Source organism: Moraxella sp. CTOTU48841, from assembly GCF_032061225.1.
Taxonomy (GTDB): domain Bacteria; phylum Pseudomonadota; class Gammaproteobacteria; order Pseudomonadales; family Moraxellaceae; genus Faucicola; species Faucicola cinerea.
On the sequence record NZ_DAMBFQ010000004.1, the window covers coordinates 56349 to 70444 of the forward strand.

The window sequence follows — 14096 nt, forward strand, 5'->3', positions numbered from 1 at the left end:
GTTTTGACCACTAACCACAATCAGGGTGTGAATGCCATGAGACAACCTTCTAAGACCTTTAATATCATACTGCTCGCTGCTGTATTAGCGCCGACGACAACGGTATATGCCAAAAGCGATAGCGAAAAAGCGGGCGATATATTGCATATTGCTATCCCGGTAGCAGGCTTAGGCATGGCACTTGCCAAACATGACCAAGAAGGCGTCTATCAACTAGGCAAAACCATGGCAACCAATTTGGCGGCTACCTATGCGCTCAAATACACCACCAATGACACCGCTTGGGGCGAACGTCCCAATGGCGAAGATTACTCGTTTCCGTCAGGGCATGCTAGTGATTCTTGCGCGGGCGCGACTTTCATCGGTCAACGCTATGGCTGGCGCTATGGCTCGATGGCAATGATTCCTGCCGCCTATGTGGGCTGGTCACGTGTGGATGCCGACAAGCACCATACCCGTGATGTGGTTGCTGGCTGCGCGCTGGGTATCGTCAGTGGTTTGGTGATGACGCAACCGTTTGACAATGCCACTATTTTACCTTGGTATGAAAATAAAGCCGTGGGTGTTACCATCAGCTCAGCTTGGTGATATGAGGGTTCATTCAGTCAATTGAGTGAATGCTTTGCATCACAAGCCGTTATCAAGTAAAATACCGTTATTGTGGTGATTAACGCAGCACAGCAGATTTTTTACTAGAACCTTGTTAGGCAGTAGCCCTGTCTAGCATGGTTTTTTTCATCTATACAAAATAGATAATGGTTAATCACGAGCGTTGATGACCATTTTTTGTGACTTGTTACTTTGGCAATCTTGCCGTTTGAATCCCTATTTGTGACAAAAGGAATCCCCTATGCAACGTTATCCAATGACGCCTCAAGGTCACGCGGCTTTAGAAGAAGAGCTCAAACAGCTCAAAACCGTTGACCGTCCACGTATTACCGCGGCGATTGCCGAAGCGCGCGAACATGGCGACTTAAAAGAAAATGCCGAGTACCATGCTGCCCGTGAGCAGCAAGGATTTTGTGAAGCCCGTATTCGCGATATTGAAGCCAAATTGGGCGGGGCTGAAGTCATTGATCCGCTCAAACTACCGCAAGAAGGTCGCGTGGTGTTTGGCGTCACGGTAGTGATTGAAAATCTCGATACGGAAGAGCAAAAACGCTATAAAATTGTGGGTGATGACGAAGCGGATTTTAAAGCCAATAAAATCTCGATTAATTCGCCCATCGCGCGCGGTCTGATTGGCAAATCAGAAGGTGATGAAGCCAAAATCCAAACCCCAAGCGGCGAAGTCGAATATGAAATCGTCGAAGTCTTGTACCAATAACCGCGATTTAGCCGATACAGCCAATCAAATGATTGGCTTTTTTATTGCGACAAATTATGGGTAATTGTCAAAAAATGGCGAAAAACACGTTGACAAAAATGTTACAATAATTCGATAGGTTGATTTTGCACATTATTTTTTGATGACTTGATAGGAAAGGTTATGAGCCACGATACCACAAACAATGCCACCAATAACGCCACCATTTTACAATCTGTCCCCGTCGGACAAAAAGTTGGTATCGCGTTTTCAGGCGGACTTGACACCTCAGCTGCGCTACTTTGGATGAAGCAAAAAGGCGCGCTGCCATACGCTTATACCGCGAACTTAGGTCAACCTGACGAAGACGATTACAACGCCATTCCCAAAAAAGCCGACCAATACGGTGCGGTCAAAGCGCGTTTGATTGATTGCCGTTTGCAATTGGCGCTTGAAGGTATTGCCGCAATTCAATGTGGTGCGTTTCATGTCAGCACCGGTGGTATGCCCTACTTCAACACCACGCCACTGGGTCGTGCGGTCACAGGCACCATGCTAGTCACCGCCATGAAAGAAGATGATGTCAACATTTGGGGCGATGGCTCAACTTATAAAGGCAATGATATTGAGCGTTTTTATCGCTATGGTCTACTCACTAACCCTGCCCTTAAAATCTATAAACCGTGGCTTGACCAAACCTTCATTGATGAATTGGGCGGTCGTAGCGAGATGTCACAGTTCTTAATCGACAATGGCTTTGACTACAAAATGTCCAAAGAAAAAGCCTACTCAACTGACTCAAATATGCTCGGCGCGACGCATGAAGCCAAGGATTTGGAATTTTTGGATGCCAGCATGCACATCGTTGAGCCGATTATGGGTGTGGCATTTTGGGATGAAAATGTCAAAATCGACAAAGAAACGGTAACAGTACGCTTTGAACAAGGCATGCCCGTGGCAATCAATGACGAAACCTTTGATAGCCCAGTGGATTTGATTTTAAAAGCCAACGAAATCGGCGGTCGTCATGGTCTTGGGATGAGTGACCAAATTGAGAACCGTATCATCGAAGCCAAATCACGGGGTATCTATGAAGCCCCTGCCATGGCGCTGTTACACATTGCCTATGAGCGTTTGGTCACTGGGATTCATAACGAAGACACCATCGAGCAGTACCGTATCAATGGCTTACGCCTAGGTCGCTTGTTGTACCAAGGTCGCTGGTTTGACTCACAAGCCTTGATGCTTCGTGAAACCGCACAGCGTTGGGTCGCCAAAGCTATCACGGGTGAAGTCACCATCGAGCTACGCCGCGGTAATGACTATACCATCTTAAACACCGAGTCCGACAACTTGACCTACCAACCAGAGCGCCTATCAATGGAAAAAGTGGAAGATGCGGCGTTCACGCCAATGGATCGTATCGGTCAGCTGACCATGCGTAATCTAGATATTTCAGATACCCGGGCTAAATTGGCGTTATATAGCCAATCAGGTTTGTTATCCAATGCCCACGGCTCAGACGTACCGCAACTAGAGCAAAAATAATGCGGTAAATAAAAAGGGCGTATTTAATACGCCCTTAGTTTGTTACAACCCATCATTTAGTCATTGGTATGAAATAACAAAAACAACTCAACGATATTTTTTTCTATGGCTTGTGCCATTTGACTCATGGTTTCTGGGTCTTTGAGTAGCTCTTGCATATCCGGTTGGTCTTCATCAATGCCACTAAACAAAATCATCGGTAACGTCAGCATTGCCACATCTTCTTCGCTGTCGTCATCATCAAACCAATCATCTTCTTCGTCATCGCTGGCATACATGGCATCAACAAAACCCACCGACCATTCGCTAATTTCTGAGTTTTCAATATCGAGATAGTCAGTTTCGTCGACATCAAAAGGCAGCTCAATTTCACGCTCATCTTGCAGCATGGCTTGCAGCTCATCACGCCACTGTACAATGGCTGATAGCACATCTGGCTTGACTTGTTTTTCATGCCCTTCAAAAAGATAGGTTTGCCAATTGTCTAAAGGTTTGCCGACAATAGAGGCGGTTAAAAAGCCGTGTGTAGCGATGCTCGATAGCCCAAATTCATTGTCATCACTGTCTAAAAAATCGATTAAATCATCAAAATCCATGGTGGTTATCCTAGTATGCTATCAAAAAAGCGGATTGAAAAAAGAAAGGTTAATACCTAGTGTATTAACCTTTTGCTTGACTTACAACTCATCATCGTCAAAATCGTCGTCATCGTCTAAGTCATCAAGATCGTCATCAAAACTGTCTTTGAGTGAGCGCTCTAGACGCTTTTCTTCCAATAAATTATCAATCAAACGACGTTTTTCAAGACTACTTGCCCGACTTCGACCCGATGCGTCGTCATCTACGAGTCGCGCGTCATCGTCATCATCAAAATTGTCATCTTCAAAGCTATCATCAATATCTGGATCAGCCATTTAGTGCTCCTTTCGCTGGTCGATTCGATAAATTTGCAATTTCATAAAGCCTTATAATGGGTTTTGTCAGTCAAGTCAAGTGGCGAAATAAAAAATAGCCATGATTCTTTTATTTTTCTGTGGCGGTCAAAATATCATCGCGTTTGGCAATGAGTTCGGTCATCAAGGTTTCTGATAAACCGTTGTACCAAACCATTTCACGCTCTGTGATAGTGGTCGGATGTTGCAGGTTTTTAAACTGCACTTTACCATCTAAAGTTTTAAGCAAATCGAGCGGATACAGGAGTAATAAACCATCTTCTTTGGCGTGGTTTGCCATCAGTTTTTGTACGTCATCGAATTGATGGCTGATACTAGTACCGATGGTTAATGGCAAGGCAAAACGCGATAGCTCACGGTGTTTTTCGTATACCACTTGGTTGAGGATAATCAACAATTTTGACAATAACACCGCTGCCAGTGGCAATTGCTCGGCTTTACCTGCTAGATGAATGACCGCGCCGTTGGCATTAAAATGCGAGTTGTCTTTGATATACACGTCTTTGATATAGCGATTTAACACATTGTTTGAGGAATTAAATAAGCTGTTTGATGCGCGCATCAATAGCTGATTACACAATTGAAAATACGGTTTTGCAACTTCAGGTGCCACCCGTTTTAGCAGATGATACTGGTCATAAAAATGAATTTGTAATTCGATTTCGGGTTGTTTTTGGCTGTCTATCGTCGTTTCTTGAGCCAGATTGTCAGTCGCTTTAGTCGCTGTGGGCTGGGTTTGGGGAATGTCTTTAGCAGATTTTGATTTTTCTCGATTTAAAAAATCATTGATGGTTTTGCCAGTGGCGGCAGGTTGCGCGGTCGCGCTGCTATCCCCTGCTTTATTGTACAAGGTGTCTTCGTCTAACTGCAATTCACCATCCGCTGTCAATGCAGGGTTGGTAGATGCTAGGCTACCACGCGCAAGCGCGATATGCTGCTGGACTTTTTCACCCAATTGCGCAAGCTGTTCCTGCGTTGGGCGCGCCATATAGCCATAAATCAGCCATAAAAACCCATGCAAAATTGCTGACCCTAATACAAACAACCATTGACTACTGACAATCTCGCCTTTGGAGACCGCTTTCATAATGATGGTGGCGTGACCGAGAACTTGGTTGTTTTGGATAATGGGTTTGTCAATCACCTGCCCCACTTCGTTTTGCGCTTGTCCCGTTTGCACCAGCGGCTTATTGTTTTGATCACTGATGACAAGCTTGGCGACTTCCTGATCAACTTGGTAGCGGTTTGCCAAGACACTCAGGCTAATTCTATCTTGGCTGGTGATGCCCACCATGGCTTCTTTGGCTAACTGTTCAACAATTTTTTCACCCTTTTGGGTACGCTGCTCGTATTGGGATTTTTCACTACTAAAAGTAAGCATCAAAAAATGTAAACAAAAACTAATAAGTAGTACAATAGCGAATTTGCCTTGACGGGGGGCTAGATGATTCATGGGTAGATTAAACTTTCTTTAGGAGCGATTAAATGCTACATTATCATGTTTATTTTTTTGGCATACAAGGGGTAAACTACCATGACGACAAATTTTTTGTATCAACTTAATCAGCATTTTCCCCATAGTTACGCGATTACCCTAAGCGCTGCCAAGTTTGAATTGGGGCTATTGAGCCAAATTAGCCAAACCCTTGCAAACCTTCATCCTGCCATTCGCCTCTTACATCAAGACACCTTAGTCAATGAGCTTGATTGGCAAGCCAATGACACACGCGCCCAAGCTGAGCAAACCAGCCCTGTGACGACGATTCGCTGGATTGTGACGCTAGAATTAGATAGCGATATCAGCGACTTACCGCAACGGATCAAACAAATCGCCGCCAACAACCTCTATCACGTAGATATCAATGTCATGCCCCTTGCGACATTGGTGCGCCCGCATAAACTGGCGTTGTTTGATATGGATTCGACGTTGATTGAGCAAGAAGTGATTGTGGAATTGGCAAAAAAAGCGGGGATTGGTGAGCAAGTCGATACGATCACCGAATCTGCCATGCGCGGGGAAATTGATTTTGCTGAAAGCTTTACTCGCCGTGTGGCTTTGCTTAAAGGGTTATCCAGTGAGGTGCTCGAAGATATTATTGCCAATCACATTACCTTTAGCCCAGGGGCAAAACGCTTGATTAGCACACTAAAAAATCATGGTTACTATGTGGTGTTGGTCTCAGGCGGCTTTAACTATTTTGCCGAATACGTGAAAAACAGCTTAGGGATGGATGAGAGTTATGCCAATGACCTAGATATCGTCGATAATCTAGTGACAGGTGAAATCACCTCAGCGATTGTAGATGGCAAGCGTAAAGCCGAAATTTTGCAAGCCGTAGCACAGCGTCTAGGCATTAAGCTGTCAGAGACTGTTGCTGTCGGCGATGGCGCTAATGACTTGCCAATGCTAGGACTAGCCGATATCGGTATTGCCTATCGCGCCAAACCGATTGTGCGCGACCAAGCGAATTATGCGGTAACGGTCGCAGGACTCGATGGGGTGATGACTGTCTTGGGATTGAGCGATTAATGCTAGTGGTTAGTTTTAAAGATTATTTTTAACAATGAATTTTAAAGATTATAAAAAAGCCACCCAGATTATCGAGTGGCTTTTTTGTTTTTTTGGATAAAAAAGCTATATTGGCAATTTCGCCACGACTTTATCGACGATGACTTGTAATTTTTGCCTCACTATCGGTGATAAAATGACAATACCGCCTAGCACACCCATGAGACAGCCGAGCACGGTATCCCAAAGCCGCGTGACGATAATCTCACTGATTGAGGTAGGCTGCACCGCGCTGTACTCTGCCAAAAAGATGGTCAGTGGGGTGATAAAAATAACCGCCACCCCATAATGGCGTACCACAAAAGTCTCAATACAAAACATCATGCCAAAAATGCCTAGCGCCACCCCCATATCGCTCAAATGCACCGATAGCAATAGCCAAGCTAGCAGCATACCAATCGCTGTACCTACAATACGATGTATCTGCTTGATCCACATGCTTTGAAAATTCATCCCTTGCATGATGACATAGCAGCTCATCGGCACCCAATAGGGCTTAGGCATCTCTAGCCACAGCGCGAGCAGCAATGATAAAGCGATAAACGCCGATACAATGAGCGTATCACCCAAAATCTCCCGCACGGGCATCGGTGCCTTTACCGGTAAGATAGGCTTATTATAAATCAGCAATAACGCATAAAAACACGCCACCATCCCCGCAAACAACGCGCCCAATGCCACCACGCCAATCAGCTGTGGGATTTGTGACACGGGTGCAGGCATAAACAGCGCAATCGCTGAAGCCATGATGATAAACAGCCCAGCAGGCGGTGGTAACTTATAATAACGGCTAAACAGCGTACACCAAAAGGTCACAAAAAACATCAAGGGAATTGTCAAGATGGGTACGTTGTGGGCGACCAAACCAACGGCAAAACACGCGACCATCCCAAAACTACACGCCAATACCGTGGTCATGCGAGACAATAACGACCCAGTATAGGGTAAGTTTAAAATCACCATCGCACCGAGTGACGCGAGTAGCCCCATGCGCAAATCACCCAGATACGCGCCGACCATCACTGGAAAACTAATCGCAAATGCCACAAACAACGGCATATGCCAAGGTCTGGGATTGCGATTGAATTGGGTCAAGGTGGTAAGCGGGTGCTTGATATATTGATGAGTGATAGGGTTGGCCAAATGAAAGACTCTTTTATTAATCATATTGAGGGATAAAAAATTAAGCTTAAATTTAAACTTAAATAACCTGCTAAAAACACAAAACTGGAGCAAGCCCCAGTTTTAGATGTTTATCTATTTCACATGCCATCCAAATTTAATTGGACTTAATTAGATTCGCTGTAGCGATTAGCTAGCTTGATAAATGCGTCCGATTTATCGACCTGACTCATCAACCAAAGACACGCCAATACGTTGGGCAACTTCTTCATAACCTTCGACCACATCACCTAGGCTTTGACGGAAACGGTCTTTATCCAGTTTTTTCTTGGTTTGTTTGTCCCAGACGCGGCAACCATCTGGCGAGAACTCATCGCCCAGTACGATACGGTCTTTGAATACCCCAAATTCTAGTTTGAAATCCACCAACATCAAACCACCGTCATCAAACATTTTTGATAACACGTCATTGACTTTAAAGGTTAAGGCTTTCATTTCATCCAGTTGTGCTTGCGTTGCCCAGCCAAGTGATACCGCTAACGAATCATTTACCATCGGGTCGCCCAAACCGTCATCTTTATAAAATAATTCAAAGGTAGGTGGCGTCAACGCTTGACCTTCTTGTAAGCCTAAGCGACGTACTAGGCTGCCTGCTGCATAGTTACGTACCACACACTCGACGGGAATCATTGTTAGGCGTTTGACCAGCACTTCTTCATCTGATAATTGCTGTTCAAAATGGGTTTCGATGCCTGCTTCGCTGAGTTTTTGCATGATAAAGGCATTAAAGCGGTTATTGACTTTGCCTTTACGCGCTAACTGTTCGATACGCTCGCCGTTGAACGCAGAGGTATCATCACGAAATTCTAAAATCAGATAATCTGGATTGTCAGTTTCGAAGACTGATTTTGCTTTGCCTTTATAAAGTAAATCGAGTTTTTGCATGGTAATTCCCAAATGGCTGTTTAAGATTGGCTAAGGTTGGCTCAGAGTAGCTAATTTATGACAGTTGCATTGATTGGCTGATACGCGGTTAGCAACACCAGCTGCAAACTATCATAGATGCGGTCAGCCACTCTCTATTTTACGGTACTAATTGGACGCGGTAGCTCAAAACGCTTACTGCCTTCTTTTGTGATTTTTAACGTATTTTCACCCGATTGCGGCACTGCATAAACTGGCGTAAAAGGTAGCGTTTGTGCATCTGCCGGTAATTGGATGGGTTCAAGTTTTTTGGTTTTGGTATAGTTCAAAGAATTGTCGCCAACTTTACGTTTAAAAGTAGTACAGCCTGTCATAGCAATGCTAGCAGAGGCAATAATCGCTAGGGCTAGCTGGGCGTTGAATCGATTGTGGTTAGCGCTGAGTGTTTTTTTCATAATAAACCTGCTTTGGCAAGTGCTTCATCCATCACTTGTTGGTGTTCTGGGGTAAGCCAAGTTAATGGTAAACGGATACCTTGCTCAATATGACCCATTTTGTATAAGGCATATTTTGCAGGAATGGGACTTGACTCGATAAATAAATCTTGATGTAAATGGGTTATTTTTTGGTTTAATGCTTCGGCTTGTTCAAACTCACCTTTGAGTGCCAAGCCAAAAATTTGGCTCATGATTTTTGGCGCGACATTGGCGGTCACTGAGATATTGCCTTTTGCCCCATGACGCATCAGCGTTAACGCGCTTTCATCATCTCCTGACAATACAATCATGCGACCTTTTACTGCTTCAATCAGTTTGGCACCACGCGCCACGTCACCCGTCGCATCTTTAATCGCGATGATATTTTCGATGTCCGCTAAGCGCTCGACAGTGGCTTGCTGCATATCAACAACAGTGCGCCCGGGTACGTTGTATAGCACTTGGGGAATGTCTACGGCTTCGGCAATGGCTTTATAGTGTAAGTATAGCCCTTCTTGGGTCGGTTTGTTGTAGTAAGGCACTACAAGCAGCGCGGCATCAGCGCCCGCCTGTTTGGCGTGCTGGGTCAGCTCAATGGCTTCAACTGTATTGTTAGCGCCGGTACCCGCGATGACGGGAATACGACAACCCACTTGCTTCATGGTAAATTCAATGACATCCACATGCTCTTGCATGGATAAGGTTGCGGATTCACCGGTCGTACCAACCGATACCAGTACGTCCGTACCTTGCTCGATTTGCCAATCAATGAGATTTGCCAATGATTGCCAATCGACGTCACCATTGCTATGCATAGGTGTAATCAATGCGACCATAGAGCCTTGTAGTTTATCTAAAATGGGGGTCATAACAATACCTTGGACAAAACCTTAAGTAGAATATGTAACAGCTGCGACAATTTTTTGAAAATTTTTGTCTAGTGTAGCATACATTTGGGGCGAAGTTTAAGCGCTTTGATAGCAAACGCAAGTTTCTCCACCGCTGTAGCCAATCAGGTTATAGACCTCACTCAACTAGATAATAAGGCAGCAACTGGTTTATAGTCGCTGCCTTACAGTGGCGAATGGTATGGGTTAAGCATCAACCGTTTGAACCTGGATGGTTAGCACATCAATGGTAGGCGGGCAGTTAAACCGAAACGGCAACCCTGTCATGCCAATCCCAGTATTCACCCATACTTGGTAGCGTTTGCTGGGTTTGTTAGCCGCATTGAATGCTTTGGGATGATAGTCGGATTGTTTGGCTGTATCTGGTCTGCGTAACCCTGCCGCCAGTTTATTACCTGTCAATGCTCTCACCATCAGCGGTGTCAATACAGGTATATTGACCTGCCCACCATGCGTTTGCCCCGCAATCACCAAAGTATCGTTGTTGGCGTCGCTTAAGGTTCGCGGATTGGCTTCTAACTGCTTGATATCATGGGTGGCAATCACTAATGGCTGCCCCGCGCTGCGCTGCTGTTCAATCACGCGCGGTAAATCCATTGTACTGCCATTATGAATGCCTATGATTTTTATCCCGGCAATGCGCAAGCCTTGCTCAGGCAATAATTGAATACCGAAGGCTGGCAAGATATTGATTAATGACGTGCTGCTAGCAGATTCGCTATTTTGCGCATCATCGACAACCTGCTGGGTGTCGGCATCGCTAAGGACGGTATAACAAGGCTTATTCAGCGTTTTAAATGGGCTTAGTTGGGCATCCAAAGTTGTCGCTTGATATAACCAATCACCCAAAATCAGCACCGCATCAACCTCTAAGCGATTAAGGCATTTCACCAAACGCGCTAACTGATGGGGGTTAGAAAATATACCAATATGGATATCACTCAGCACCGCAATTTTTGCAGCTTGTCGTTTGATAGGTTGTCGTTTGATAGGTTTTGACGATGACGCAGCCAGTGAAATATCGGTCGCAGGCTGATAGTTCGCAGATGCGGTCAAATTGATTGAAAAACGCGAAACGCGCAGCCGATTGGGCTCAACCCAGCTCATATAGATATACAATAGCGATAACGCGATAAGCAGCCAGTAGATGATTTGGTTGTCATACAGCAGTTGCACGTTTGCCCACAGCAACAACCAAACAAACCAATAGCGCGCGTAAAAGCTGATCAGCTGCAGCAGGATTTGCAGGTTATCCGTCCGCGCTTTGAGTTGCACGGTTTTTAGGCACGACCATAGGATTACCAAGACGGCAATGAGCGCTCCAAGATGACCTAGCCAACTGCCAATCATGCTACTACCCATATAAAGCGTTACCTAAATTTACAGAATAATCAATAATTTGGGTGACAAATACGTATAAAAAAAGCGCCCATTATAAATGGCAATGATGAATATGACAATTTAAACTATCATCATATCGCAAAAAATGGATGAACAGCTAGGCGAGTTTTTTGTATTAAATTGCTTCAAAAAACGCCTGATTTTGCATTTTTCCCCCATTGTCTAGTAGCGACGGCAAAACAAAGACGAGCGCGTTTGCATACGTCGCACCCTGTTTAGCCTTAACCATTGGCGATTTGGATGGACTAGCTACTTAAAAAACAAACCATAGAAAAAATCCGCCATCATTTATAAAAGCTGATATGATAGCTTATTTTCACATGGCTTTTTAAACCTAGCTTTTTTAACCATAGCTTTTAAACACAGCCTTTTAAATGTAGCACGCTGACCCAATTTGCTCAGCGCTTGCTTAGTTTTTTTGGCTCTTTAACTCATTAATTTGAAGGACGTCAGCCTTATGACAGCAAGCGTTAATGTGTCACCCCCCCCTATCAAAGAAACTACAAAGCCGCAAGCACAGGCTAACCATCGCCACGCATTTGATGTGGTGATTGTTGGCAGTGGCGGTGCAGGTTTATCGTTAGCTTTATCCTTACCAAGCCATCTATCGATTGCTGTTTTGGCAAAAGACAAGCTCACTGAAGCCAGCACTTTTTATGCCCAAGGCGGCGTGGCAGCGGTACTATCGGATGATGACTCGGTTGATGAGCATGTCGATGATACCTTGATTGCAGGAGCAGGTCTTTGCCATGAAGATGCGGTACGTTTTACGGTAGAGCATAGCCGAGAAGCGGTGGAGTTTTTGCTCAAACAAGGTGTCAAGTTTACCTTGGATGAGAACGAAACCTTACACCTGACCCGTGAAGGTGGTCATACCAAACGTCGTATCATCCATGCGGCAGATGCCACTGGGGTGGCCATTTCTACCACGTTAGTCAAACGTGTCAAACAATGTCCGAATGTCAAACTGTTTGAGTATGTCGCTGCCATTGATGTCATCACCACCAATAAGCTTAGCAAACACAACTACAGTCCGATTAGCGAGCCCAATCGTGCCGTGGGGCTGTACGCCCTTGATTTGGCCACCAATCAAGTCATTACCTTTACCGCGCCCTTTATCGCCTTGGCATGCGGCGGGGCCTCAAAAGCGTATTTGTATACATCCAACCCAGATATTGCCACGGGGGATGGTATCGCGATGGCATGGCGCGCAGGTTGCCGCGTTGCGAATTTGGAATTTAATCAGTTCCATCCTACTTGTCTCTATCATCCAGAAGCGCGTTCGTTTTTAATCACCGAAGCCATGCGCGGTGAAGGTGCCTACCTGCGCCTACCAGCAACCAAAGAACATCCAGAAGGTGAGCGCTTTATGCTTCGCTTCGATGAACGGGGTGAGCTGGCACCGCGTGACATCGTGGCTCGCACCATCGATTTTGAGATGAAGCGTTTGGGAATACGTCATGTTTGGTTAGATATTACTCATAGAGACCCAGCGTTTATTAAAGGTCATTTCCCTATGTTATATGAGCGGCTACTAGAGCTGGGCATTGACATGACCCAAGATAAAATCCCCGTGGTACCCGCCGCTCACTACACGTGTGGTGGGGTGATGGTCAATGAAAACGCCCAAACCGATGTGTTCAATCTATATGCCATGGGCGAAACGTCATTTACGGGTCTGCATGGCGCCAATCGCATGGCGAGCAACTCGCTATTAGAATGTTTTGTGTATGGGATGACTGCAGCGCGCCATATTGCCGCCGCATTTGCAGAAAATCGCGTCCCCCCCATTCCTGCTATTCCTGATTGGGACAGCCAACATGTAACCGACCCTGACGAAGAAGTCATCGTGCTGCAAAACTGGGATGAATTGCGCCAAAGCATGTGGCACTACGTTGGTATTGTGCGCTCAGACAAACGCCTACATCGCGCACTCAACCGCATTTTGTTGTTAAAACAAGAAGTAAATGATTACTACGCCAACTTTGTGGTCAGCAAAAATCTGATTGAATTGCGTAATTTGCTGCTAGTCTCTGAGCTCATTGTGCGCTCCGCGCTACGTCGCCACGAATCGCGCGGACTGCATTACAACAAAGACTTTCCACAAACTTTGCCAGTCGCGGCAGATGTGATTCTAACGCCATCTATGCCATAGTATGGGTTAAATAAAAAAGGGGAAGTTTATCATCCCCTTTTTTCATAATAATTGTAAAAGCTTTATAACACTAAATAACGACATTAAATACCCAGCTGTGTTAGCACTTTGGCCAACACTTCATCGGCTGTACCATGCGCATCAATGCGTTTGACGCGCTGCGGTTGCTGTGCTGCTTGATAAGCAAACCCTTGATGCACCCGCTCAAAAAACTCTAGCTGATTTTGCTCAAAGCGGTCTAGTTTGCCGCGATTTTTGGCACGGCTCATCCCTTCTGTTACCGGTAAATCTAGCCAAATGGTCATATCTGGCATTTTTGCCACAAACTGCTGAATCAGTAATTCGATTTTGCTAAGTTCTGCCCTATCGCCCTGTTTGCGCCCAAACCCTTGATAGGCAATGGTGGAATCGATAAAGCGGTCGCACAGCACCCATTTACCCTGAGCGAGCGCTGGCAAAATCACTTGCGCCACATGATCGGCACGCGCCGCAAACATCAATAAGAGTTCACTGTCCTCTGTCATGGTCGTTGATGGGTCAAGTAACATGGCGCGTAACTGCTCAGCAAACGGACTGCCACCCGGTTCTCGGGTCTGGATAAAGTCGATGCCTTGCGCGGTCAAATGCGCTGCGACATTGGCAATCAAGGTGGACTTACCCACCCCTTCGGTACCTTCAAATGAGATAAATTTTTCGCTAATAGGGGCTTTCGCAGCTGTTTGCATGGGTATCGT

At 45.4% G+C, this 14096-nt stretch carries 14 protein-coding genes; 5 read left to right on the forward strand and 9 right to left on the reverse strand.

What is annotated here, in order from left to right; genetic code table 11:
* Nucleotides 1-36: 36 nt before the first annotated feature.
* The 3 genes from RT034_RS05870 (at nucleotide 37) to argG (ending at nucleotide 2854) form a co-directional block, all read left to right on the forward strand.
* A complete protein-coding gene (locus tag RT034_RS05870) occupies nucleotides 37-588 on the forward strand; it encodes a phosphatase PAP2 family protein (protein ID WP_313014909.1) in 552 nt (183 codons plus the stop codon).
* Between the two features lie 262 nt (nucleotides 589-850).
* Entirely contained in the window at nucleotides 851-1327 is a 477-nt protein-coding gene (gene greA / locus RT034_RS05875; RefSeq protein ID WP_007116148.1) for a transcription elongation factor GreA, read from the forward strand.
* A 162-nt stretch (nucleotides 1328-1489) separates the two neighbouring features.
* Entirely contained in the window at nucleotides 1490-2854 is a 1365-nt protein-coding gene (argG, locus tag RT034_RS05880) for an argininosuccinate synthase (RefSeq protein WP_313014910.1), read from the forward strand.
* 56 nt (nucleotides 2855-2910) lie between these two features.
* Here the strand turns inward: argG and RT034_RS05885 are convergent, their stop codons facing one another.
* The 3 genes from RT034_RS05885 to RT034_RS05895 all read right to left on the reverse strand — a co-directional run bounded on the left by RT034_RS05885 (nucleotide 2911) and on the right by RT034_RS05895 (nucleotide 5260).
* Nucleotides 2911-3450, reverse strand: a complete 540-nt coding sequence (locus RT034_RS05885) for a UPF0149 family protein (RefSeq protein WP_313014911.1) — start codon at nucleotides 3448-3450, stop codon at nucleotides 2911-2913.
* An 81-nt stretch (nucleotides 3451-3531) separates the two neighbouring features.
* Nucleotides 3532-3768, reverse strand: a complete 237-nt coding sequence (locus RT034_RS05890; RefSeq protein ID WP_007116151.1) for a PA3496 family putative envelope integrity protein — start codon at nucleotides 3766-3768, stop codon at nucleotides 3532-3534.
* A gap of 109 nt (nucleotides 3769-3877) precedes the next feature.
* On the reverse strand, nucleotides 3878-5260 hold the full coding sequence (locus RT034_RS05895; RefSeq protein WP_313014913.1) for a hypothetical protein: 1383 nt from the start codon (nucleotides 5258-5260) through the stop codon (nucleotides 3878-3880).
* Nucleotides 5261-5341: 81 nt separating this feature from the next.
* Here RT034_RS05895 and serB point away from each other — a divergent pair, with 81 nt between their 5' ends.
* Entirely contained in the window at nucleotides 5342-6337 is a 996-nt protein-coding gene (gene serB, locus RT034_RS05900) for a phosphoserine phosphatase SerB (protein ID WP_313014915.1), read from the forward strand.
* Between the two features lie 105 nt (nucleotides 6338-6442).
* Here the strand turns inward: serB and RT034_RS05905 are convergent, their stop codons facing one another.
* From RT034_RS05905 to RT034_RS05925, 5 genes are all read right to left on the reverse strand, one after another.
* On the reverse strand, nucleotides 6443-7519 hold the full coding sequence (locus tag RT034_RS05905; protein WP_313014916.1) for an FUSC family protein: 1077 nt from the start codon (nucleotides 7517-7519) through the stop codon (nucleotides 6443-6445).
* 195 nt (nucleotides 7520-7714) lie between these two features.
* Complete coding sequence (gene purC, locus RT034_RS05910; RefSeq protein ID WP_050325481.1) at nucleotides 7715-8443, reverse strand: phosphoribosylaminoimidazolesuccinocarboxamide synthase; 729 nt, start codon at nucleotides 8441-8443, stop codon at nucleotides 7715-7717.
* Between the two features lie 134 nt (nucleotides 8444-8577).
* On the reverse strand, nucleotides 8578-8877 hold the full coding sequence (locus RT034_RS05915; protein WP_313014918.1) for a hypothetical protein: 300 nt from the start codon (nucleotides 8875-8877) through the stop codon (nucleotides 8578-8580).
* Nucleotides 8874-9767, reverse strand: a complete 894-nt coding sequence (gene dapA, locus RT034_RS05920) for a 4-hydroxy-tetrahydrodipicolinate synthase (protein WP_313014920.1) — start codon at nucleotides 9765-9767, stop codon at nucleotides 8874-8876. Before dapA ends, RT034_RS05915 begins: the two co-directional genes overlap by 4 nt.
* Nucleotides 9768-9992: 225 nt before the next feature.
* Entirely contained in the window at nucleotides 9993-11168 is a 1176-nt protein-coding gene (locus RT034_RS05925) for a metallophosphoesterase (RefSeq protein ID WP_313014923.1), read from the reverse strand.
* Nucleotides 11169-11664: 496 nt separating this feature from the next.
* Between RT034_RS05925 and nadB the strand changes: the two genes are divergently transcribed.
* Nucleotides 11665-13362: an L-aspartate oxidase gene (nadB, locus tag RT034_RS05930; RefSeq protein ID WP_313014925.1), complete on the forward strand. Its 1698-nt coding sequence runs from the start codon at nucleotides 11665-11667 to the stop codon at nucleotides 13360-13362.
* Between the two features lie 83 nt (nucleotides 13363-13445).
* Here nadB and tmk read toward each other — a convergent pair whose 3' ends face one another.
* Nucleotides 13446-14087 (reverse strand): dTMP kinase, encoded by a 642-nt coding sequence (gene tmk / locus RT034_RS05935; RefSeq protein WP_313014926.1) that lies wholly within the window; start codon nucleotides 14085-14087, stop codon nucleotides 13446-13448.
* Nucleotides 14088-14096: the final 9 nt, after the last annotated feature.

Bases quoted from the DNA above. Each gene is read 5' to 3' on its own strand.
- purC (WP_050325481.1), bottom strand. From the start codon at position 8,443: ATGCAAAAACTCGATTTACTTTATAAAGGCAAAGCAAAATCAGTCTTC.
- greA (WP_007116148.1), top strand. From the start codon at position 851: ATGCAACGTTATCCAATGACGCCTCAAGGTCACGCGGCTTTAGAAGAA.
- RT034_RS05890 (WP_007116151.1), bottom strand. From the start codon at position 3,768: ATGGCTGATCCAGATATTGATGATAGCTTTGAAGATGACAATTTTGAT.
- RT034_RS05925 (WP_313014923.1), bottom strand. From the start codon at position 11,168: ATGGGTAGTAGCATGATTGGCAGTTGGCTAGGTCATCTTGGAGCGCTC.
- serB (WP_313014915.1), top strand. From the start codon at position 5,342: ATGACGACAAATTTTTTGTATCAACTTAATCAGCATTTTCCCCATAGT.
- dapA (WP_313014920.1), bottom strand. From the start codon at position 9,767: ATGACCCCCATTTTAGATAAACTACAAGGCTCTATGGTCGCATTGATT.
- RT034_RS05895 (WP_313014913.1), bottom strand. From the start codon at position 5,260: ATGAATCATCTAGCCCCCCGTCAAGGCAAATTCGCTATTGTACTACTT.
- RT034_RS05885 (WP_313014911.1), bottom strand. From the start codon at position 3,450: ATGGATTTTGATGATTTAATCGATTTTTTAGACAGTGATGACAATGAA.
- argG (WP_313014910.1), top strand. From the start codon at position 1,490: ATGAGCCACGATACCACAAACAATGCCACCAATAACGCCACCATTTTA.
- RT034_RS05870 (WP_313014909.1), top strand. From the start codon at position 37: ATGAGACAACCTTCTAAGACCTTTAATATCATACTGCTCGCTGCTGTA.
- tmk (WP_313014926.1), bottom strand. From the start codon at position 14,087: ATGCAAACAGCTGCGAAAGCCCCTATTAGCGAAAAATTTATCTCATTT.
- nadB (WP_313014925.1), top strand. From the start codon at position 11,665: ATGACAGCAAGCGTTAATGTGTCACCCCCCCCTATCAAAGAAACTACA.
- RT034_RS05915 (WP_313014918.1), bottom strand. From the start codon at position 8,877: ATGAAAAAAACACTCAGCGCTAACCACAATCGATTCAACGCCCAGCTA.